21 protein-coding genes are annotated in these 19,731 nt (G+C 73.5%); 11 read left to right on the top strand and 10 right to left on the bottom strand.

What is annotated here, in order from left to right:
• The first annotated feature begins 14 nt into the window (after positions 1-14).
• The 4 genes from EDF21_RS11120 to EDF21_RS11105 all read left to right on the top strand — a co-directional run bounded on the left by EDF21_RS11120 (position 15) and on the right by EDF21_RS11105 (position 4,828).
• A complete protein-coding gene (locus tag EDF21_RS11120; RefSeq protein WP_123571496.1) occupies positions 15-1,217 on the top strand; it encodes an alanine--glyoxylate aminotransferase family protein in 1,203 nt (400 codons plus the stop codon).
• Positions 1,214-2,470: an allantoate amidohydrolase gene (locus tag EDF21_RS11115; protein ID WP_123571367.1), complete on the top strand. Its 1,257-nt coding sequence runs from the start codon at positions 1,214-1,216 to the stop codon at positions 2,468-2,470. Before EDF21_RS11120 ends, EDF21_RS11115 begins: the two co-directional genes overlap by 4 nt.
• Positions 2,467-3,417 carry a MurR/RpiR family transcriptional regulator gene (locus EDF21_RS11110; RefSeq protein ID WP_233568466.1) on the top strand — a complete coding sequence of 317 codons (951 nt, stop codon included), beginning with the start codon at positions 2,467-2,469 and terminating at the stop codon, positions 3,415-3,417. Before EDF21_RS11115 ends, EDF21_RS11110 begins: the two co-directional genes overlap by 4 nt.
• A 196-nt stretch (positions 3,418-3,613) precedes the next feature.
• Positions 3,614-4,828 (top strand): cell wall-binding repeat-containing protein, encoded by a 1,215-nt coding sequence (locus EDF21_RS11105; RefSeq protein WP_148053693.1) that lies wholly within the window; start codon positions 3,614-3,616, stop codon positions 4,826-4,828.
• Positions 4,829-4,898: 70 nt separating this feature from the next.
• Here the strand turns inward: EDF21_RS11105 and EDF21_RS11100 are convergent, their stop codons facing one another.
• The 4 genes from EDF21_RS11100 to EDF21_RS11085 form a co-directional block, all read right to left on the bottom strand.
• Positions 4,899-5,630 (bottom strand): MBL fold metallo-hydrolase, encoded by a 732-nt coding sequence (locus EDF21_RS11100; RefSeq protein WP_123571365.1) that lies wholly within the window; start codon positions 5,628-5,630, stop codon positions 4,899-4,901.
• A 34-nt stretch (positions 5,631-5,664) separates the two neighbouring features.
• Positions 5,665-7,065 carry an allantoinase AllB gene (gene allB / locus EDF21_RS11095; RefSeq protein WP_233568465.1) on the bottom strand — a complete coding sequence of 467 codons (1,401 nt, stop codon included), beginning with the start codon at positions 7,063-7,065 and terminating at the stop codon, positions 5,665-5,667.
• Positions 7,058-7,795 carry a DUF1275 family protein gene (locus EDF21_RS11090; protein WP_233568464.1) on the bottom strand — a complete coding sequence of 246 codons (738 nt, stop codon included), beginning with the start codon at positions 7,793-7,795 and terminating at the stop codon, positions 7,058-7,060. Before EDF21_RS11090 ends, allB begins: the two co-directional genes overlap by 8 nt.
• Positions 7,796-8,032: 237 nt before the next feature.
• Positions 8,033-9,439, bottom strand: coding sequence for a carboxylesterase family protein (locus EDF21_RS11085; protein WP_123571364.1), 1,407 nt, complete (start codon positions 9,437-9,439; stop codon positions 8,033-8,035).
• Between the two features lie 40 nt (positions 9,440-9,479).
• Here EDF21_RS11085 and EDF21_RS11080 point away from each other — a divergent pair, with 40 nt between their 5' ends.
• From EDF21_RS11080 to EDF21_RS16905, 3 genes are all read left to right on the top strand, one after another.
• A complete protein-coding gene (locus EDF21_RS11080) occupies positions 9,480-9,701 on the top strand; it encodes a DUF1653 domain-containing protein (RefSeq protein WP_123571363.1) in 222 nt (73 codons plus the stop codon).
• 119 nt (positions 9,702-9,820) lie between these two features.
• Positions 9,821-11,044 (top strand): AI-2E family transporter, encoded by a 1,224-nt coding sequence (locus EDF21_RS11075; RefSeq protein WP_233568463.1) that lies wholly within the window; start codon positions 9,821-9,823, stop codon positions 11,042-11,044.
• A gap of 374 nt (positions 11,045-11,418) precedes the next feature.
• Entirely contained in the window at positions 11,419-12,315 is an 897-nt protein-coding gene (locus EDF21_RS16905) for a phospholipase (protein WP_199736343.1), read from the top strand.
• 143 nt (positions 12,316-12,458) lie between these two features.
• Here EDF21_RS16905 and EDF21_RS11065 read toward each other — a convergent pair whose 3' ends face one another.
• Positions 12,459-12,758 carry a hypothetical protein gene (locus EDF21_RS11065; protein ID WP_123571362.1) on the bottom strand — a complete coding sequence of 100 codons (300 nt, stop codon included), beginning with the start codon at positions 12,756-12,758 and terminating at the stop codon, positions 12,459-12,461.
• Between the two features lie 62 nt (positions 12,759-12,820).
• Positions 12,821-13,117, bottom strand: coding sequence for a hypothetical protein (locus EDF21_RS11060; RefSeq protein WP_123571361.1), 297 nt, complete (start codon positions 13,115-13,117; stop codon positions 12,821-12,823).
• A 113-nt stretch (positions 13,118-13,230) separates the two neighbouring features.
• Here EDF21_RS11060 and EDF21_RS11055 point away from each other — a divergent pair, with 113 nt between their 5' ends.
• Complete coding sequence (locus tag EDF21_RS11055) at positions 13,231-14,061, top strand: transglutaminase family protein (protein WP_056043838.1); 831 nt, start codon at positions 13,231-13,233, stop codon at positions 14,059-14,061.
• Positions 14,062-14,228: 167 nt separating this feature from the next.
• On the opposite strand, the gene EDF21_RS11050 is transcribed toward EDF21_RS11055, so the two are convergent.
• Positions 14,229-15,677 (bottom strand): glucose-6-phosphate dehydrogenase, encoded by a 1,449-nt coding sequence (locus EDF21_RS11050; protein WP_123571360.1) that lies wholly within the window; start codon positions 15,675-15,677, stop codon positions 14,229-14,231.
• A gap of 87 nt (positions 15,678-15,764) precedes the next feature.
• Between EDF21_RS11050 and EDF21_RS11045 the strand changes: the two genes are divergently transcribed.
• Positions 15,765-15,977, top strand: a complete 213-nt coding sequence (locus tag EDF21_RS11045) for a hypothetical protein (RefSeq protein WP_123571359.1) — start codon at positions 15,765-15,767, stop codon at positions 15,975-15,977.
• Positions 15,978-16,189: 212 nt separating this feature from the next.
• Here EDF21_RS11045 and EDF21_RS11040 read toward each other — a convergent pair whose 3' ends face one another.
• Both EDF21_RS11040 and EDF21_RS11035 read right to left on the bottom strand, forming a co-directional pair.
• Positions 16,190-16,864: an SDR family oxidoreductase gene (locus tag EDF21_RS11040; RefSeq protein WP_123571358.1), complete on the bottom strand. Its 675-nt coding sequence runs from the start codon at positions 16,862-16,864 to the stop codon at positions 16,190-16,192.
• A 57-nt stretch (positions 16,865-16,921) separates the two neighbouring features.
• Positions 16,922-17,251 carry a DUF3140 domain-containing protein gene (locus tag EDF21_RS11035; RefSeq protein WP_056043833.1) on the bottom strand — a complete coding sequence of 110 codons (330 nt, stop codon included), beginning with the start codon at positions 17,249-17,251 and terminating at the stop codon, positions 16,922-16,924.
• A 74-nt stretch (positions 17,252-17,325) separates the two neighbouring features.
• Between EDF21_RS11035 and EDF21_RS11030 the strand changes: the two genes are divergently transcribed.
• On the top strand, positions 17,326-18,366 hold the full coding sequence (locus EDF21_RS11030; RefSeq protein ID WP_123571357.1) for a glycosyl hydrolase family 18 protein: 1,041 nt from the start codon (positions 17,326-17,328) through the stop codon (positions 18,364-18,366).
• Between the two features lie 69 nt (positions 18,367-18,435).
• On the opposite strand, the gene EDF21_RS11025 is transcribed toward EDF21_RS11030, so the two are convergent.
• Positions 18,436-18,879 (bottom strand): hypothetical protein, encoded by a 444-nt coding sequence (locus EDF21_RS11025; RefSeq protein WP_043596785.1) that lies wholly within the window; start codon positions 18,877-18,879, stop codon positions 18,436-18,438.
• A gap of 178 nt (positions 18,880-19,057) precedes the next feature.
• On the opposite strand from EDF21_RS11025, the gene EDF21_RS11020 reads away from it, so the two are divergent.
• Positions 19,058-19,723, top strand: coding sequence for a hypothetical protein (locus EDF21_RS11020; protein WP_123571356.1), 666 nt, complete (start codon positions 19,058-19,060; stop codon positions 19,721-19,723).
• Positions 19,724-19,731 lie beyond the last annotated feature (8 nt).

Below are 19,731 nucleotides of genomic sequence, written 5' to 3'. Positions count from 1 at the left end.
CCGCCCGCCTCCTGATGGGCCCCGGCCCGATCAATGCCGATCCCCGGGTGCTCCGCGCGATGTCGGCGCAGCTCGTGGGGCAGTACGACCCGGCCATGACCGCCTACATGGACGAGACCCAGGCGCTGTACCGCGAGGTGTTCCAGACCTCGAACGAGCAGACCCTGCTCGTCGACGGCACCTCGCGCGCCGGCATCGAGGCCTCGCTCGTGTCGTTGATCGAACCGGGCGACAAGGTGCTCGTGCCCGTCTTCGGTCGCTTCGGGCACCTCCTGCGCGAGATCGCGGAGCGCTGCGGGGCCGAGGTCCACGTCATCGAGGTGCCCTGGGGCCAGGTCTTCCCGCTCGAGACCATCGTCGAGGCGATCGAGCGCGTCCAGCCGAAGCTGCTCGCTGTCGTGCACGGCGACACCTCGACGACGGTCGCCCAGCCCCTCGAGGGGCTCGGCGAGGTCTGCGCCCGTCACGGCGTGCTCTTCTACACCGACGTCACGGCGTCGATCGTCGGCAACGCCTTCCGCACCGACGAACTCGGCCTGGACGCCGTCAGCGCCGGCCTGCAGAAGTGCCTCGGCGGCCCCTCGGGCTCGTCTCCCGTCACCTACGGCGAACGGGCGGTCGAGGTCATCCGGGCCCGCACGTCGATCGAGGCGGGCATCCGCACCGACGGCGACACGACCAGCAGCCGACGCATCGCGTCGAACTACTTCGACCTCGCCATGATCTTCGACTACTGGGGTCCTCAGCGCCTCAACCACCACACCGAGGCGACCACCATGCTCTGGGGCGCCCGCGAGTGCGCCCGCCTCGTCGTCGACGAGGGCGTCGACGCCGTGGTGGCACGACACGAGCTGCACGGCCGCGCGATGCTCGCCGGGGTGCAGGGGCTCGGCCTCGAGACGTTCGGCGACCTCGCGCACAAGATGAACAACGTGGTCGCCGTGGTCATCCCCGACGGGGTCGACGGCGACCGGGTGCGCGGTGCCCTGCTCACCGACTTCGGCATCGAGATCGGCACCTCGTTCGGCCCGCTGCACGGCAAGGTCTGGCGCATCGGCACGATGGGCTACAACGCCCGTCGCGACACCGTGCTCACGACGCTCGCCGCGCTCGAGGCCGTGCTCCGCCGCGAGGGCGCACCGATCACGAGCGGGGGCGGCGTCGGGGCCGCGTACGACGTCTACCTCGACGCCGACCGGGCAGGAGGCGCGGCGTGAGCGACGAGGCCCGCCTCGTCCTCGAACGCTGCGACGCCCTGGCCGCGGTCTCGAGCAGCCCCACCGGCGTCGAGCGCGTGTACCTCTCGCCCGAGCACGCCCGGGTGAACGCGATGGCCGGCGAGTGGATGCGACGGGCCGGCATGACCACCTGGCAGGACGCGGCCGGCAACCAGCGCGGCCGCTACGAGGGCACCGAGCCCGGCCTGCCCGCCCTGCTGCTCGGCTCGCACCTCGACACGGTGCCCGACGCCGGCCGCTACGACGGCATCCTCGGCGTGCTGCTCGGCATCGCCCTCGTCGCGCGGCTCGAGGCGTCCGGCACCCGTCTGCCGTTCGCGATCGAGGTCCTCGCCTTCGGCGACGAAGAGGGCACCCGTTTCGGCACCGCCCTGCTCGGTTCCCGTGCAGTCGCCGGCACCTGGCTGCCCGAGTGGTGGTCCCTGGCCGACGCGTCCGGCACGACGCTGCACGAGGCATTCGTGGCGTTCGGCCTCGACCCGGACCGGGTCGGCGACGCCGCCTACGAACCGGCCGACGTGATCGGCTACCTCGAGACCCACATCGAGCAGGGCCCCTACCTCGAGGAGGCCGACCGGGCGCTCGCCGTCGTCTCGTCGATCGCCGGGGCACGACGTTTCGAACTGACGCTGACCGGGGTCGCCGGTCACGCGGGGGGCGTCCCGTTCCACCGTCGGCACGACGCGCTCGCCGGGGCCAGCGAGATCGTCCTCGCGGTCGAGCGACTGGCCCGAGAGGCCGACTGCATCGCCACGGTGGGTCGCCTCCAGGCGTTCCCCGGCGGCGTCAACGTCATCCCCGGTCTCGTCGAGTTCAGCCTCGACCTCCGCGGCGAACACGACGACCGACGCGACGAGGTCTGGGCCGGCATCCAGGCCGTCGCGGCCGAGGTCGGCGAGCGTCGAGGGCTGACCCTCGCGGTGGACGAGACCCACCGCGCGCCGGCCGTGGTGGCCCCACCGCGCCTCCGCGGGTTCGTCCGCGACGGCATCGCCGCCACCGGCGACACCGACCCGATGGTGCTGTTCTCGAAGGCCGGGCACGACGCCATGGCCGTCGCCGAGCTGACCGAGTGGGCCATGCTCTTCGTCCGCTGCGGCAACGGCGGCATCAGCCACCACCCCGACGAGATCGTCACGATCGACGACGTGGCCGTCGCGCTCGACGCCTTCGAGGCCGCCGTGCACGCGGTCGCCGCGGCGCACCCGGTCGCGGCGCGGGCGTCCGCGTGAGCGGCCGCCGCGGAGACGGTGCTCACGGCGACGACACGCACGGCGATGTCGCCGCTGCCACCGCTGCCGCCGGCGCGGACGCGGCCGAGGGTGAAGGAGGCGCGGGCCCGGTCGAGGGGGCGGGCATCCGTGACCGCATCGACTCGGGCTACGGCCGCCTCTCGCCGCAGGAACAGCGAGCGGCCGACTTCATCCTCGACCACCTGGACGATCTCGCCGTCTACACCGCCACCGAGATCGCCGAGCAGAGCGGCGTCTCGAAGGCGACGGTGTCGCGGCTGTTCCGGCGGCTCGGCTTCACCGACGCGCAAGAGGTGCGCGACCAGGCGAGGGCGTCGCGCAGCCGTGGCGTCCCGGTCGGGCCGACCCGCGCCTCCGGTGGGCTCGCCGAGCACGCCGAGGCCGAACGTCACAACCTCGACGTGATGCTCTCGGGGCTCTCCGACGGCCGACTCGAGCGTGCCGCGGCGTTGGTCGCCGGGGCCGAGCGGGTCGTTGTGGCCGGGTTCCGCAACAGCTACCCGGTGGCGCTCCACCTGCGGCAGCAGCTGGTCCAGGCGCGGGACGACGTGCGCGTGGCGCCGCAGCCGGGCCAGTCCATCGGCGAAGAGCTGGTCGGGCTCGGGGCGCGCGACGTCGTCGTCCTGGTGGGGTTCCGTCGTCGGCCGGCCGGGTTCGCCGGCGTGCTGTCGTCCCTGGCTGCGCGCGGCGTGCCCGTGGTGCTCGTGGCCGATCCGTCGCTGCGTGGCGTCGACGTGACGGTGAGGCTCGACTGCCCGGTCGAGACCCCTGCCCCGTTCGACAGCTACGCGAGCGCGATGAGCCTGGCCGCCCTGCTGGCCGGGGCGGTGCTGACCGAGACCGTGCGCGCCGGCCGGCCCGAGGGTGGCCGCAGCCGCGTCGCCGAGATCACCGAGCTGTACGCCGAGCTGTCCGAGCTCGAATGAGCCTGACGTCAGCTCACGGGGCTGACCTCACGACCTCGGCTCGCGTCCAGAGTGGCCTGGGCCGGGTGGGTGGCACGCCGGGCGGCCGGGCGGCGGGGCGGCCTGCTCGGTGCCTCGCGGGTTCGCCCGGGCGCTATGTTGTCGGACGGCAACACCGGTCTCGGCTCGAGCGGTGGGGGTGACGAGAGGCGACGAGATGAACGAGATCGTGACGACGCGGCGGACGATCGGGGCATTGGTGGCCACGGCGGCGCTGACCGCCGTGTTCTGCACGTCGATCCCCGTATCCGCCCGGGCTGCGGAAAGCGACGCGGTCGTCGTCCGTGTCGCCGGCGGCGACCGTTTCTCGACGGCCGTCCGCATCAGTCAGAGCGTCTTCTCGGACGACGAGACGCCCGTCGAGCCCGTCGGGCCTGCGATCGACAGGACCCGGGAGGCGCGGGTCGTCTACCTCGCCTCGGGACGCGGTTTCGCGGACGCCCTGAGTGCCGCCCCCGCGGCCGCACACCTCGGCGGGCCGTTGCTCTTGTCCGACACGACTGAGGTGCCGGCGGTCGTCCTCGCCGAGATCGCGCGGCTCGACCCCGAACGCGTCGTCGTGGTCGGTGGCGAGACGTCGCTCTCGCCCCGGGTCGTCGACCAGGTCGAGCGCGTCGTTCCCGGCGCCACCGTCGACCGTGTGTTCGGAGCGGACCGCTTCGCCACGTCGCGCGCCATCTCGATCGACGCGTTCGTGGACGACACCTGGCAGGCGCCGGCCGTCGGGAGGCCGCGAGACGTCATCTCCCTCTACGACCCCGCCGACCACACCGGCTACGACGTCAGCTTCGACGACGGAGCGCTCTTCGTCGCCACGGGTCGATCGTTCCCCGACGCCCTCGCGGCCTCGGCCGCTGCCGGCGCCCACGACATGCCACTCATCCTCGTACCCGGAGAAGCACCGTCACTCGACGAGCCGACCCGAGACCTCATCGCCGCCGTCGATCCGGGCTACCTGTATCCGGTCGGCGGTCCCGCGGTCATGAGCCAGGGCATCGTCGACGACCTGAGACGCGTCGCGCCCGTCGACGGCACGGCCCATGAAGTGGAGAGGCTGTCGGGTGGCGACCGCTACGAGACCTCGCACTGGACAGGGTCGACCGCTTTCTCGACGCACTGGGGACTGCCCTACGGCGTCGACCACTTCACCGAGACGAGCGTCTTCGTGGCGAACGGGGAGAACTTCCCCGACGCCCTGGCCGGTGCTGCCGCTGCGGGGTACCTGCGCCAACCCCTCTTCACGTCGCGCGCCGCGTGCATGCCCAGCGCGACGTACCATGCCGTGGACTTCCAGCAACCCGACGAGGTCGTGCTGCTCGGCGGTCCGTCCGCCCTCGCAGATCGGGTCGCGGACCTCAGCCGGCTCTGCTGACCGGGATCGCGCGCGTCGCCATGACCGGGGCCGGCGGCCGGCACGAGCCGGACGGCCCCGTGCTGTGTCGTCAGCGGCGCAGCACCGGCCCGTGACCCGGCAGCACCACCCGTGCCCCTCGGTCGACCAGCCGCCCGTAGGTGCGGCCCGCCTCGGCGAGGTCGGAGTGGAAGATCGGGTGCAGCATCTGCACGCCGTCGAGCCGTGAGGTCGGGTGGCCGGTGACAAGGGCGTCGCCCGTGATCAGGACGTCGTCGTCGGGTAGCGCGAAGACGGTGTGCCCGGGGGTGTGACCGACCGCGGCCGTCGGCACGACACGGTGACCGCTGAACGTGCGCGACGCCCCGAGGTCGAGCGGCACGACGTCGGTCACGGCCACGTCGCCCAGGCCTCCGGCGCGCACCGCGTGCAGCACCCAGCGGGCGAACCGCGGCTTGTACAGGTGCGGCAGGACGTCGCCGACGGTGACCTGGTGCAGCTGCTCGCGGGTCACGTTCGGCACCTCGGCGTGCGCCGCGAAGACCTCGAAGCCGTGCCGCCGACGCAGGGCCGAGACGGTGCCGATGTGGTCGCTGTGCCCGTGCGTCACGAGCACCGACGTGAGCCGGGCGTCACCGGCGCCCGTCGCCGACGCCACGGCCCGGAGCGACGACTCCACCAGCTCGAGGTCGGCCGGGTAGCCGGCGTCGACCAGCGTCAGGGTGCCGTCGCCCGCGAGGATCGTCCAGTTCGACGCGGGACCCTCGACGAAGTGCACGCCCGGTGCGACCTCGACGGGAGCCGCCGCCTTCGTCGGACTCACGCCGCGACCTCGGCGAAGGCGCTGGGGCCGCCCCTCACGAGGCGACCCCGGTGTCGGGACGGACGAGCAACCGCGCAGGAGGCGCGCTCGGCCCCGCCAGCCGGCCCCCCACCCACGTCGCCGCGACCTCGCCGAACAGGCGTGCGTCGTCGTACGCGGTCACGGGGTTGCGGTGCGAGAGGTCGTCGACGTCGATCGTCACGGGTGTCTCGGGGGCGAACGCGACGAGGTCGGCGTCGGCGCCGACGGCGATCCGCCCCTTCGTGGGCAGGCCGACGAGGGCCGCCGTGCCCCGGGACATCCAGCCGACGACGGCCTCGAGCGGGATGCCGCGCTGCCGGGCCCCGGTCCACACGGCACGGAAGCTCAACTCGAGACCCGAGATGCCGCCCCACGCCACGTCGAAGTCGCCGTGCGCGGCGTCGGGGCCACCGGCGAACTTGAGCTCGCGGGTCGAGGGGGAGTGGTCGCTCGCGACGACGTCGATCGTGCCGTCGACGAGCGCCTGCCAGAGCAGCTCTCGGTTGGCCTCGCCACGGATCGGCGGGCAGCACTTGAACTGCGTCGCGCCGTCACCGATGTGCTCGGCGTCGAAGGTGAGATAGTGCGGGCAGGTCTCGACCGTGAGCCGCAGGCCCTCGGCCTTGGCGGCGCGGATGGTGTCGAGCGCCGTCGCGGACGAGAGGTGCAGGACGTGGGCACGACCACCCGTGGCGCGGAGGGCGTCGACCACTTGTTCGATCGCCGTGCGCTCGACCACGTCGGGACGCGAGCGGACGAACGCGTCGTAGGCCGCGCCTCCTGCTGCGGGCACCTCGGTCGGGGAGGCCGCGGCGGCGTCGAGGCCGTCGGGGTCCTCGGCGTGCACGATCAGCAGACCGTCGAAGACCGCCAGTTCGGCCATCGCCTGGTGCAGCTGCTCGGTCGACAGGTGCGGGAACTCGTCGACCCCCGACGGCGAGAGGAAGGCCTTGAACCCGAAGACGCCGGCCTCGTGCAGCGCCCGCAGGTCGCCCGTGCCGAGGTTCGCCGGGATCGCCCCGCCCCAGAACCCGACGTCGACGACCGACTGGGGGCCCGCGGCGGCGCGCTTCTGCTCGAGGGCGTCGACGGTCGTCGTCGGCGGGATGCTGTTGAGGGGCATGTCGACGATCGTCGTGACGCCCCCGGCGGCGGCGGCACGGGTCGCCGTCGCGAAGCCCTCCCACTCGGTGCGTCCGGGCTCGTTGACGTGCACATGGCTGTCGACGATGCCGGGCAGCAGCACCTGGTCGTCGGGGAGGGTCACGTCGACGGTGGCGTCGACCTCGTCGGTGAGGCCGCCGATCGCGACGACGCGGCCGTCACGGATGGAGACGCTCGCCTCGCGCCAGACGCCGTCGACCCAGGCGCGACGGGCCCGGACCACCAGGTCGTGCCGCACGGCGTCAGCCACGGGTCGCCCCGGCCGCCGCCGCGGCCGCCTCGGCCTCGCGCGCCTCGAGCTCTTTCCGTCGCTCGCGCAGGAGGTGCCCGGTCAGTGCGACGAGCAGCGTCAGCCCGCCGGCGACGCCCATGCCCACGCCGATGTGCACCTGCAGCAGGAGGGCACCGACGCCCGCACCGGCGAGGATGAGCACCACGGCGAGCACGCGCCGGGGGAAGTTCTTGCCCGTGCCGCCGGCGAGCTTCGACTCGGACGCGAGCCCGACGATGGTCGACGTGACCACCACGGTCGTGACGTCGGCCACGGCGATCTTGCGCGCGGCGGCGGCCTGCAGCCCCATCGCGGCGCCCAGCAGGCCGGTGATCGTGAAGGCCCACGGCGTGTTCTCTTCGGGCACGACGAAGAAGGTCGAGATGCCGAGGCCGAGCAGCACGCCGCCGGTCACGCCGAACGAGGTCGTGCTGCGGCCCGACCACCCGGCACGGCCGCCGCGCAGCACCCGGCCGCCGATCGCCGCTCCGAGCAGGAACGCAGCCAGGGCCACGATCGGGCCCACGATCGGCAGACCGTCGGCCTGGGCGATGGCCATGCCGAGGATGACCACGTTGCCGGTCATGTTCGCGGTGAACACCCGGTCGAGGCCGAGGTAGCCGACGGCGTCGATGATGCCGGTGGTGAACGTCAGCGTCAGCATCATGACGAGGTGCATGCGCGCCTGGTTGCGGCGGAACTTCTTCACGGGGGTCCTCAGGTGCTCGGCGCCGGGGCACGGCGGGGCGGGCGACTACGGCGACGTCGGCGCATCGGTTCTGCCGTCGATCGTATTGTCGCGGCTCGCTCGCACGCGAACCCCGGGCCGTGCCCGTGGACGAGCGGCGGCTGGCCTGCGGACGAGAGGAGCCGTGCCCGGGGACGAGAGGAGCCGTTCCTGTGGACGAGAGAGAGGCGCGGGCGAGGGCACCCAGGACGGACCGGCTCAGCGGCGGTGGACGACCAGGGTGTCGGCGAGGCCGGCCGTCGCGTCGGCGGCCACCGTGCCGGTGCGGGCGAAGTCGGCCCAGACCTGGCGCACCTTGCGGCCGCGACGGTCGACGTCCTCCCAGTCGGTGGTGCCGACCAGGCGGGTGTGCGCCCAGGCCTCGCGGCCGCCGAGCAGCAGCGGCAGCTCGGTGATGTGGGCGGCGCCGAACGCCGTGCCCTCGGGCTCCCAGGTGAACTCGAACGTCGAGACGCGTCCGCCCGCGGCGCGGTGCCGCTCGGCGAAGGCCCGACCGGCCCGGTGGTAGACGGCCCTCGTCGTGGCGTCGATCATCAGGCGTCGGATCGCCCGGCCGACCACGGGCAGGCCGAACATCCGCTGCAGCAGGGGGGAGAACTCGGCGAACACCGCGGTCTCGTCGGCCGTCGCGCCGATCAGCAGGTCGATCTCGGGCGCGACCTCGCGCCACGCGGCGTCGGCGGCGGACTCGGTCGGCAGCGGTGCCCGCCCGTACTGCAGCCCGAAGGCCATGCCGCCGCGCAGGCCGAAGCGCTTCGCCGCCCGTTCGGCCACGGACTGCCCGGCGAGCAGCTCGTCGAGCGGAGCGTCCTTGCGGGGCGTGCCCACCGCCTCCGTCATCGCCTTCACCATGCGACTGCGGCCGCGCACGATGCCGAGCGGGGCGCTCTGCACGATGGCCCGGGCGAAGAGCCCCCGGGCGCCCTCGCTGATCATCAGGTGCGCGATCGCGTCACCGCCGGCGGACTGGCCGAACAGGGTGATGCGGCTCGAGTCGCCCCCGAACGCCTCGATCGTCTCGTGCACCCAGCGGACGGCGGCGAGCTGGTCGAGCAGCCCGAGGTTGGCGGGCACCTCGTCGCCGACGCCGAAGAAACCGAGCATGCCCAACCGGTAGGTCACGGTGACGACGATCACGCGCTGCTCGGCGACGAGGGCGCGCGGGTCGTAGACGCGCAGGTCGCCCGCCCCCGAGACGTACGAGCCGCCGTGTATCCACACCATGACCGGCACGCGCTCGTCGGCGAGCAGGTCGGCGGGCAGGGTGATCGAGAGACGCTGGCAGTGCTCGTCGTCGACCATGCCGACGGCGGCGCCCTCGATCAGGGCGTCGAGTCCGGGCGACGCGACCTGCGGTGAGGCGGGGGCGCGGTCGAAGGCGAGCAGCGGGGAGGGCCAGGGTGCGACCGGGCGCGGCGGCTCGAAGCGGTCGGCCTCGGCGTAGGGCACGCCGAGCACCCGCACGACCTCTCCGTCGACCCGACCCACGATGCGGCCCGTCGGGGTGTCGAACTCGCGGCGGGCGGCGCGGTCGTCGGTGTCGACGACCGGTTCGCCGGGGGCGGTCGGCGTGCTGGCGGTGGGGCGGGGGGCGTCCTGGGTCACCCGACCATGGTGCCCCTCACCGCCCGTCTAGGCTCGCGGGATGACCGCCGACACCCCTCCCGCCCCCGGGTTCTACCGCCACTTCAAGGGCGGCCGTTACGAGGTGCTCGGCACCGCCCGCCACAGCGAGACCGACGAGCCGCTCGTCGTCTACCGCGCGCTCTACGGCGAGCAGGGCCTCTGGGTGCGGCCCCTCGCGGCCTGGTCCGAGCACGTGCGACGTGACGGGCACGACGGGCCGAGGTTCGTGCCCGAGGGCTGACCGGCCCACCCGGTGGCCGGTGCGCCCACCGTGCGGCGGTCGAGGGCGAGCCGAGGAGGCGCGGGGCGGGTCAGCGAAGTCACAGCCGGTTGATAGCCCCGCGGCCGGACACTCGGCTCATGAAGTTCTCACGTCGCTCCCAGCACCCCCAGGGTGCAGCCACAGACGGGGGCGTCCCGGACGACGCGACCCGCACCGCCGACCCGGCCGAGGCCGCGCCGCCCTCGGCCGTGCCGCCCGTGGCCGTGCTGCCCCCGGCCACGCTGCCCCCGGGCATGCTGATCGCGGGTGCCTGGGCCTGGCGCCTGCTCGCGGTCGCCGCCGCGCTGGCCGTGCTCTTCTGGCTGATCGCCACGCTCGAGGAGATCGTGGTGCCGCTGCTGATCGCGATCCTCGTGTCGGCGTTCCTGGTGCCGGTCGCGGGGTTCCTGCACCGGCACCGGTGGCCGCGGTGGCTCGCCATCGTGGCCGCGTTGCTGGCCGGGGTGGTCGTCGTCGGGGGCCTCGTGCTGCTCGCCGTGACGCAGATCCGGGCCGGACTGCCGCAGATCGAGAAGCAGTCCGTGGCGCAGTACGACCAGCTGACGACCCTGCTCCAGGGGCCGCCGTTGAGCCTCACGAACGCCGACGTGACCGGCTACCTCAAGGACGCGCAGAACGCGCTGCAGACCGAGAGCAAGGCGATCCTCAGCGGCGTGCTGTCGATCGGCACCGCGGCCGGGCACCTGCTGGCCGGGGGACTGCTGACCCTGTTCGCCACGATCTTCCTGATGATCGACGGTCGCGGGGTCTGGGCCTGGACCGTCCGCCTCTTCCCGAAGGCGGCGCGCCCCGCCGTCGACGGGGCCGGCCGGGCCGGCTGGCACACGCTGACCTCGTTCGTCCGCGTGCAGATCGTCGTCGCCGCGGTCAACGCCGTCGGCATCGGCCTCATCGCGTTCTTCCTCGGGCTGCCGCTCGCCGTGCCGATCGCGATCCTCGTCTTCCTGGCGTCGTTCATCCCGGTCGTCGGGGCCATCGTGACCGGCGCGCTCGCCGTGATCGTCGCCCTCGTGTTCGCGGGGCCGGTCCAGGCCGTGGTCATGCTGGCCGGAGTGCTCGTCGTGCACCTGCTCGAGGCCCACGTGCTGCAGCCGCTGGTCATGGGTTCGGCCGTCCGCGTGCATCCGCTCGCGGTGGTCTTCGCCGTGGCGGGAGGGTCGTACGTGGCCGGCATCCCGGGCGCGCTCTTCGCCGTGCCGACGGTCGCCGTGCTCAACGTGATGGTCAAGTACGTGGCGACGGGGGCCTGGCGTCGAACTAGCGTCGCGGAGGACCTCGTGGCGGCACCCGAGGCGTCGTGATCGCGAGCCGCTGACCTGCCCGGCCCGCGCCTCCTTCGCTCGGATGAGGGAGGCGCGAGCCGATGTCATCCGCTGGGATGATGCGCCGGACTGCCCGGTTCGACAGTGCATTGTGTGGTTCTACTCAGGAAGTCTCTGCATACTCGTCACTTCGCCCGGGCGCGTGCGCCCCTCCCGACCGAGTCCCGACTCGGCAGGGCAGCTGCGGCGGACGAGTCGAGGCCCCACGGCCTCGCGAGACCGACACCGACCTGTCACGGCTTCCCCCGCCTCTGCCGCGGGGCCCCGCCGCCCCGAGCGCCCCGCGCCCGTGCGGCATCGCCGTGTGCGCCCTGCCCGACCGGAGGCGCGGGTCGGCCGAGCACGAGGACCACATGACCCCCGAGAACACCCCTGCCTCCGGCGCGGACGCCGCGACCGCCGCCGAGGCTCCCGCCACGCGCCGCTCGCTCTCCGCCGGACGCCGTCGCACCGCCCGTCGTCGCCTCTCGCTGATCGGTGGCGTCGCCGCGGTCGCCCTCGTCACGGGCACCGGCTTCGCGGTCACGTCGATGTCGGCCGCCGGTGCCGACACCATCTCGGCCGAGCAGCACGCCGCCGACGTCAAGCAGCAGAAGGTGGACATCGCCACCTCGTTGGCCCAGGCCAAGGCGCGCTCGACGATCCAGATCGCGAACCAGGTCGTGGCCTCGACCTCGAGCCGGACCGACGCCAGCGACTTGCAGACCCAGGTCGCCTCCCTGGCCGACTACGAGAAGCTCGACGCCTCGACGCTGAACGACCGCGTCGAGAAGACCGCGCTCTCGGCGCAGACCGTCCAGTCGGCCGCCGCCGAGGCCGACCGACAGGCCGCTGCCGCCGCCGCTGCCGCGCAGGCCGCCGCCGAGGCCCAGGCAGCCGCCGAGGCGAAGGCCGCCGCCGACGCCGCGGCCGCCGCCGAGGCCGCCCGCGCCGCCGCCGACAACTCGGTCGACGGGGCCAAGGCCACGGCCCAGTCCCTCGCGTCGTCCCAGTACGGCTGGGGCAGCGACCAGTTCTCGTGCCTCGTCTCGCTCTGGACGAAGGAGTCGGGCTGGAACTACAAGGCCTACAACCCCAGCGGCGCGACCGGCATCCCGCAGGCGCTGCCCGGCAGCAAGATGGCCTCGGCCGGGAGCGACTGGGCCACGAGCGCCAAGACCCAGATCACCTGGGGGCTCGGCTACATCAAGTCGGTCTACGGCACCCCGTGCGGCGCCTGGTCGCACTCGCAGTCCGTCAACTGGTACTGAGCGGGTCGGCCCGGGCTCGGCTCGCCTGCCGGACGTCGCACCGCCTCCTGAACGTCGCACCGCGGAGATCCGCGGTGCGACGTTCAGTTCGTGGTGCGATGCGACGCCACGGGGGCGCACTGCCGCGCCACGGGGCGCGACCGCTAGTTCTGCGGGGGGATCGTCTGCCGGTCGGTGGGCTTGTCGGTGGTGACCGGTGTGGGACGCGGGCTGGGGCTGGTCGGGCCCGGCGACGGCGTCACGATGCCGTCGGTGGGAGGCGCGGGTGCCGGTGTCGGGCTCTCGGGCGTCGCCGACGGGCTGACGCTCGGGCTGACGGTCACCACGGGGTCGTCGTCGCCGTCGCTGCAGGCCGTCAACAGCCCCGAGGCGAGCAGGACCGTCGCCGCGGCCACCCCCGTGCGAGCAGTGGTCGTGAGCAGCGTCCGCGTCGTCGTCCCCATGTCGGGAGCCTACGCGCGGCGGGTCCCGTGCATCGAGGGATTCCGACCCTACGTCACCCGGGTCAGACCGCGCCCACCAGCGTCCACGCCCCGCCGTCGCGGCGCGTCACGAGTCCCTGGACCACGTCGGCCAGCTCGCCCACGGTCGCCTCGACGACGGCCCCGATGCGATGCGCGGGCTCGTCGGCGGCGCATTCGTAGCGCACCACCAACCGCGGCTCACCGCGCACGAGCGTGACGTCGCTGGCCTCGACGGTCGTCAACCCGGCCGCACTCGCGGCGGCCGCGGGCAGCACCGAGTCGGGCCGCACCCCGGGTCGCAGGGTGCCGACGGTGAGCGTGACGCGGTACGAGGGCATGCGCTCATCCAACCCGCCACCACCGACATCGAGCGACGGTCCCAGCAGGGTCGCAGCCGCTTCACGGCGGACCCCGAAACACGTTCGACTCACGACCGTGCCACCCTCTGGTCATGAAGCGCACCGCGTCCGCCCGGCTCGAGTTCGACGTCGACGGCCCCGCCGAGTTCGTCCTGTCGATCGCCGCCTCCCGCGCCTACGCCGCGCCCGACGCGGTGGCGCAGGCCGGCACCGCCCGCATCACCGAGGAGGCGCTGGCCGTCACCCAGCACGGCGCACCCCTCGAGGTCCGCGAGCTGCACGACCACCACGGCACCCTCCTCCACCTGTGCGAGGTCGGGGCCGGCCGGGTCACCGTCGACTACCGGGTCGTCGTCGACGGACGACTCGACGAGCCCGCCGTCGACGACCTCGACCTCGTGCGCTACCGGCGCCCCAGCCGCTACTGCGAGTCGGACACGCTCAGCCCGACCGCCCGCGCCGAGTTCGGCGGGCTCGAGGGGCGCGAGCTGCTGGCCGCGGTCGCGACGTGGGTCGGCTCGCACCTCGCCTACGTGCCCGGGGCCAGCGCGCCGACCGACGGCGCGGTGCAGACCCTGCTCGACCGGCAGGGCGTCTGCCGCGACTACGCGCACCTCGTGATCGCCCTGCTGCGGGGGCTCGACGTTCCCGCGCGGCTCGTCAGCGTCTACGCCCCGGGCCTGTCCCCGATGGACTTCCACGCCGTGGCCGAGGCCTTCGTCGACGGTGCCTGGCACGTGGTCGACGCGACCGGGCTGGCCCCGCGTCAGACGCTCCTGCGCATCGCGACCGGACGGGACGCCTCCGACACGGCGTTCCTCTCGAGCCACGGCGGCCGCGTCACGGTCGCGGGGATGCAGGTGGGAGCCGTCGCCGACGAGCTGCCGCGCGACGACGTGAGCACCTTCGTCAGCCTCGGCTGACCGCCCGCCGGCACCGCGCCTCCTGCGCCCGCGCCGCCCCTGCCTGCCGCCCTGCCCTGGCCCCGACCCACCCCGCCACGAAGCAAACACGCCGCCACACGATCGCGTGGCGGATCGTTTACCTCGTGGCGGTGTGCGCGAGGCGGCGTGCGCCTGCCGGGTCCGGCTCAGTCCTCGCGGTGCGCCAGCTTCGCGCCCTCGCGGGCGCGGACGGCGGGCTCGTTCTGGTGCACGCCCGCGGGCCAGGACGTCGGCCCGGCCGACCCCGCCGGGTACTCGTCGATCGCGACCTCGCCGGACTTCCAGGCCTTCACGACGGGGGCGACGATGCGCCACCCCTCCTCCGCCGAGTCGCCGCGCACCGAGAGCGTCGGGTCGTCGTCGAGGATGCCCTCGAGCACCTCGCCATAGGCCGTCAGGTCGGCCGCGCCGAAGTCGGCGTGCAGGGAGGCGCGCGACAGGTCGTACGAGTCGCCCGGGCCGTTGACGTTCAGCTCGAGCGACATCTCGTCGGGTGAGATCGCGATGCGCAGGCGGTCGGGGGTGCCTCCGCCGACGAACTCCTTCGGGACGTGGGTGGGCGGGCGGAACGTGATGACGATCTCGCGGCGACGCGAGGCCAGGGCCTTGCCGGAGCGCAGCAGGATCGGCACGCCGGCCCACCGCCAGTTCGCCACCTCGACGACGACCTCGGCCAGCGTCTCGGTCTCGAGCGACGCGTCCACGCCGTCCTCGTCGACGTAGGCGGGCAGGGTGCGGCCGTCCACCTCGCCCTCGCCGTAGCGGGCACGGCGGGAGTTCGCGACGGCGTCGTCGTCCCAGACGTGGGTCGCGCGCAGCACCAACTCCTTCTCGTCGCGCAGGTCGGCCGCGCCGAGCGTGGCGGGAGCGTTCATCGTCAGCACGGCCATCACCTGCAGCAGGTGGCTCTGGATCATGTCGACCATGGCGCCGGCGTGGTCGTAGTAGCGCGCGCGGTTCTCGAGGCCGAGTTCTTCGTCGTAGACGATCTCGATGCTCTCGACGTGCTGGTTGTTGAGCATGGGCTCGATCAGGCGGTTCGCGAACCGCAGGCCGAGCAGGTTGAGCACGGTCGAGCGGCCCAGGAAGTGGTCGACACGGTGCACCTGGTCCTCGTGCACGAGCTTCAGCACCTCGCGGTTGAGCTTCTTCGCACTGGCGAGGTCGGTGCCGAACGGCTTCTCGAGGGCGAGCGCCGTGCCCTCGGGCAGGTCGACCTCGCGGAGGGCCGCACAGGCCTTCTCGGTGATGGCCGGCGGCAGCGCGAAGTAGATGGACGGAGGCGCGTCACAGGCCTCGAGGAGGCCGCGGAGGCCGTCGGCCCCGGTCACGTCGGCCGTGATGTACGTGGTCGACTCGAGCAACGCGTCGACGGCGGGGCCGCTCGCGTGGACGCTGTCGAACGACGTCTTCACGCGTGCCTTCCACTCGGCATCGGTGTACTCCTCGACGCCGGCGCCGATCAGCTGCACGCGCCGGGGAGGCTCGATCGACAACAGGCCGCCGAGGCCGGGCATCAGGAGGCGCGCGGCGAGGTCCCCGCTCGCGCCCAGGATCAACAGGGTCGCCGGCTCGGGGGCCTTCTTCTCGCTCATGCCGTGAACGGTAGTGGGCCGCGCCCGGCCGCGCCCGGGAGGGGGTGCGACGGGCCGCCTCGGAGCACCCGGCGTACCGTCCACGCCATGAGCGACCAGACCTACACCGCCCGCTTCGTCGGCCACGACGGGACCACCACCGAAGAACTCACCCTCATCGACGGGCTGCCGCAGAAGAGCGTCACGCGTCCCGGGGCCTCCGACGGCGAGGACCTGATGTGGGAGCTCGACGACGACGCCAGCGAGGGCGGCGAGTACGTCTACCGCTCCCTCGGCGTCTCGGGTCACGACTACAGCTGACCCACCCGCGGTCGGCACCACCCGCGGTCCGCACCACCCGATGGGCGTCGCACCGCGTGATGGACATCGCACCGCCGAAGTGGGCGGTGCGATGCTCAGTCGGCGGTGCGACATCCGTCCGGCCTCGCTGCTCGGCCCGCGCCTCCTGACGCAGCCGGCGCCGCCAGCGTGCCCGGCGCGGGCCGGGCCGCGGCCGCTCGGGCCCCGGCGGGTCAGGCGCGGCGGGTGGGGCGCACCGAGACGACCTCGGCGGTCGCCCCGTGCGGCAGGTCGACCACGAGCCGCACCGCGTCCGCGACGGACTGCGGTTCGAGGTAGAGCGACGTGTCGTACGTGCCGCCCTCGGCCGTGACCAACTCGTGCTGCATGTCGGTGTCGACGCGGCCCGGGTGCACCGAGCTGACCCGGACGCCGTGCGGACGTTCCTCCTCGCGCAGGGCGTCGGTCAGCGCGCGCAGGGCGAACTTGCTCGCCGCATAGGTGCTGCCGTCGGGCCCTGCCGTGAACCCCGAGCCGCTGTTGATCGACACGACCGTGCCCTGCGCCGCCCGCAGCGCCGGCAGCAGCTGCCGCGTCACCTCGGCCACGGCGAACACGTTGACCTCGAAGACGCGCCGCCAGTCGTCGCGCTCCGTGTCGGCGACGGCGCGCCCGCCGATGACGCCGGCCGCGTGCACCAGCACGTCGAGCCCGTCGAGCGGCGGCACCGTGAGGGCCGGGCCCGAGAGGTCCGCGGCCCACGCCGTCGCGGACGGGAGGTCGGCGGTGATCGCCCGCAGCGCCTCCTCGTCCCGTCCGTGGACGATCACGTGGTGGGTGCGGGCGAGGTCGCGGACGACGGCGAGGCCGATGCCCCGCGAGCCCCCGGTGACGAGTGCGGTCTTCATCGGACCAGTCTGCCGGTCCCGCGGGCCGCCGGTCGGCCCGGTCGGGCCGGTCGCCGGTCAGGCCAGCGGGTCGTGCCCCCAGTTCATGAGCGACCAGCGCCACTTCGTGTCGGTGACGTCGCCCGAGGGGCGCTGCTTCGAGTGGCGCGCGACGTAGCCGTGGACCTTCTCCATGTGCTTCCAGTCGGCGTCGGTCAGGTCGGCCTTCTTCTTCTCGAGGATGCGCACGATGTGCCGGCCGCTCTCGTGCCCGACGGACTCGCCGCCGTCCTTCTGCCCCACTTCGCGCGACTCGTCGGTGTCGAGCCACTCGCGCAGCGTCGAGGCCGTCATGTTCACGTCGTCGTGGAACTCGTCCCAGGTCTGCTGTCGTCCGTCGTCTGCCATGCGACGAGCCAAGCACGCCCCGGACGGGACCGCCCCGCACCGCACCGCTCCGCCGGATCGACGAAGATGGCACGGTGCGCACCCTGACCGCCGGCACCGCCGCCCTGCTGCTCGCCGCCTCGCTCGCGGTCACAATGTCGTCGTGCTCGGCCGACGGGAACAACCCGACGGTCGCGCCGCAGGCGAAGATCCCGGCAGGGCTCGCGGTCGAGGGCTACGCCATCGCCTCACCCGACGCGACGACGGCCGCCGTCGAGGCGCTCGACCGCAGCGGGTCGGCGATCGACACGGTCGGCGTCTCGGGCGTCGCGATCACGACCGGCGGGGCCGGGGTCGCACCGAGCGACGAGTCGGCCAACTCCCTCCGCGAGGCCGCCCAGTCGGCGGGCGGGAAGGCCGAGCTGCTCGTCGTCAACGCGGGCCAGGACGGCTTCAGCGGTGAGCTCGCGTCGCAACTGCTGTCGAGCCGGGCCAACCGCGAGTTCGTCGTGTCGGGCCTCACCGGAGAAGTCGTCAACGGCGGCTGGGACGGCGTCCAGATCGACTTCGAGTCGCTCTCGGCCGCGGACGCCCCGGGGCTGGTGGACTTCGCCGCCGAGCTCCGCGACGCCCTGCCCGACGACGCGAGCATCTCGATGGCCCTGCAGCCCAGCACCGACCCGGCGGGATACGCGGACCTCGGCTACGACCTCGCCGCCCTGTCCGACTCCGTCGACCGGTTCGTGCTCATGGCCTACGACCAGCACGGCGCCGGGTTCAGCGAACCGGGGCCCGTCGGCGGCCTGCCCTGGGTCGGTGAGGTCCTCGACGCCGCACTCGAGTCCGTCCCGGCCGACCGTCTCGACCTCGGCGTCGCGGGGTACGGCTACCGGTGGACGGGCGACGGCACCGCAGGAGGCGCGCTGTCGGTCGCCGAGGCCCGCACCGCTGCGCAGTCCACGGGTTCGTGGGACGCCGACCAGGCCGAGTACACCGCCTCGCCCGGCGACGGCTCGACCCTCTGGTGGTCGGACGGTCGCTCGATCACCGCGCGCGCCGATCTGGCCGAGTCGAAGGGGCTCCACGGCGTCGCGATCTGGCAGCTGACGACGGGCGACCCGATCCGCCGCGGCTGACGTCCGGGCGACGCGCCGCCCTGCGGCCAGGGATGCGGCTCGTGCCGGATCGCCGGGGGAGTGCGCCGCCTACGGCGTGACGACGCCGATCGGGCCGGTCAGCTGGGGGATGTCCCGGTCGCTCAGCAGCCAGTGTTCGCCGCGGCCGGTGATCAGCAGCGCGAGCGGACCCGGACGGCAGACGACGAGCGCGCCGCCTTCTTGGTGCAGCACGCCGTCGAGGGCGCCGCCGAGGTCGCGGTCGTCTTCGGAACCCGACGCCGACAGGACGGCGCAGCGGCCCTCTGCTCCCATCGCCTGCAGCAGTCGGCGCATGCCCTCGGGGTCGCTGCGGTCGGGACCGAGCGGGTGGGCGACGGCCATGTCGACCCACTCGACCGACCCGGTCAGGTCGGCGAGGGCCTGCTCTTCGGGGCCGGCAGGGTCGACGGCGAGGTCGTGCACGGATTGTTTGCGATCGGGTGCGGCGAAGGCCTCGAGTGCGGTGATGACGGAAAGGGGGAGCGACGCCACGGGTGATCTCCTGTCGAGGGGTTCCCACCATCCTCCCACCCGAGCTGCCCTCACAGGTCCGTCCACAGGCGGAAACCGGAGCGGGCGCCCAGTCGAGCCGCCGCACTACGCTGCCGGAGAGCGGCCCGACGCGCGACGACGACCCGACCTGCCCACCCACGACGACGACGGAGACACCGTGAGCGACGCCCCCGGCCAGCAGCCCTGGCAGAACCCCCAGAGCCAGCAGAACCCCCAGAGCCAGCAGGACCCCCGGAGCTCCCAGAACCAGCAGGACCCCCGGTACTCCCCGCCGTACCAGGGCCAGCACCCCCAGGCGCAGCAGCCGGGGCAGCAGCCCTACCCCGGGCCCGGTGGGTACGCCGACCCGCTCAAGGGCACCAACCCCGGCGTCAGCACCTCGACGCCGTTCGTCTGGGTGCTCGTCCTGCTGCCGCTGGTGCAACTGATCGGGCTCGCCTTCTGGGACGTCGGCGACTACCTCGAGCGCACCGCCACGATCACCCCGGGCGTCTACCAGTCGCCCTTCACGCCGGGCTACCTCGCCTACATGGGCATCGGCCTGCTCGTCTACGCACTGACGGTCGTCTTCGCCTGGCTCGACCACCGGGCGTTGACGGCCCGGGGCATCGTGAAGCCGTTCCCGTGGCCGTGGGCGTTCCTCACGGTCGTCTACGTCGTCGGTCGCTCGGTCGTCGTGAAGCGTCGCACCGGTGGCGGGCTCGCGCCGCTGTGGCTCTTCATCGCCGTGTACCTGATCACGATCGTCGTCGCGTTCTCGGTGTTCATCGTGGCCTTCGCCGAGTTCGTGCAGACGATGCCGTCCCTGCCGACCGCCCCGTAGCCGGACCT

This window comes from Frigoribacterium sp. PhB118 (assembly GCF_003751725.1).
Lineage (GTDB): Bacteria > Actinomycetota > Actinomycetes > Actinomycetales > Microbacteriaceae > Frigoribacterium.
The sequence above is the reverse complement of the archived record's forward strand: the minus strand, read 5'-3'. Positions and strand labels throughout refer to the sequence as shown.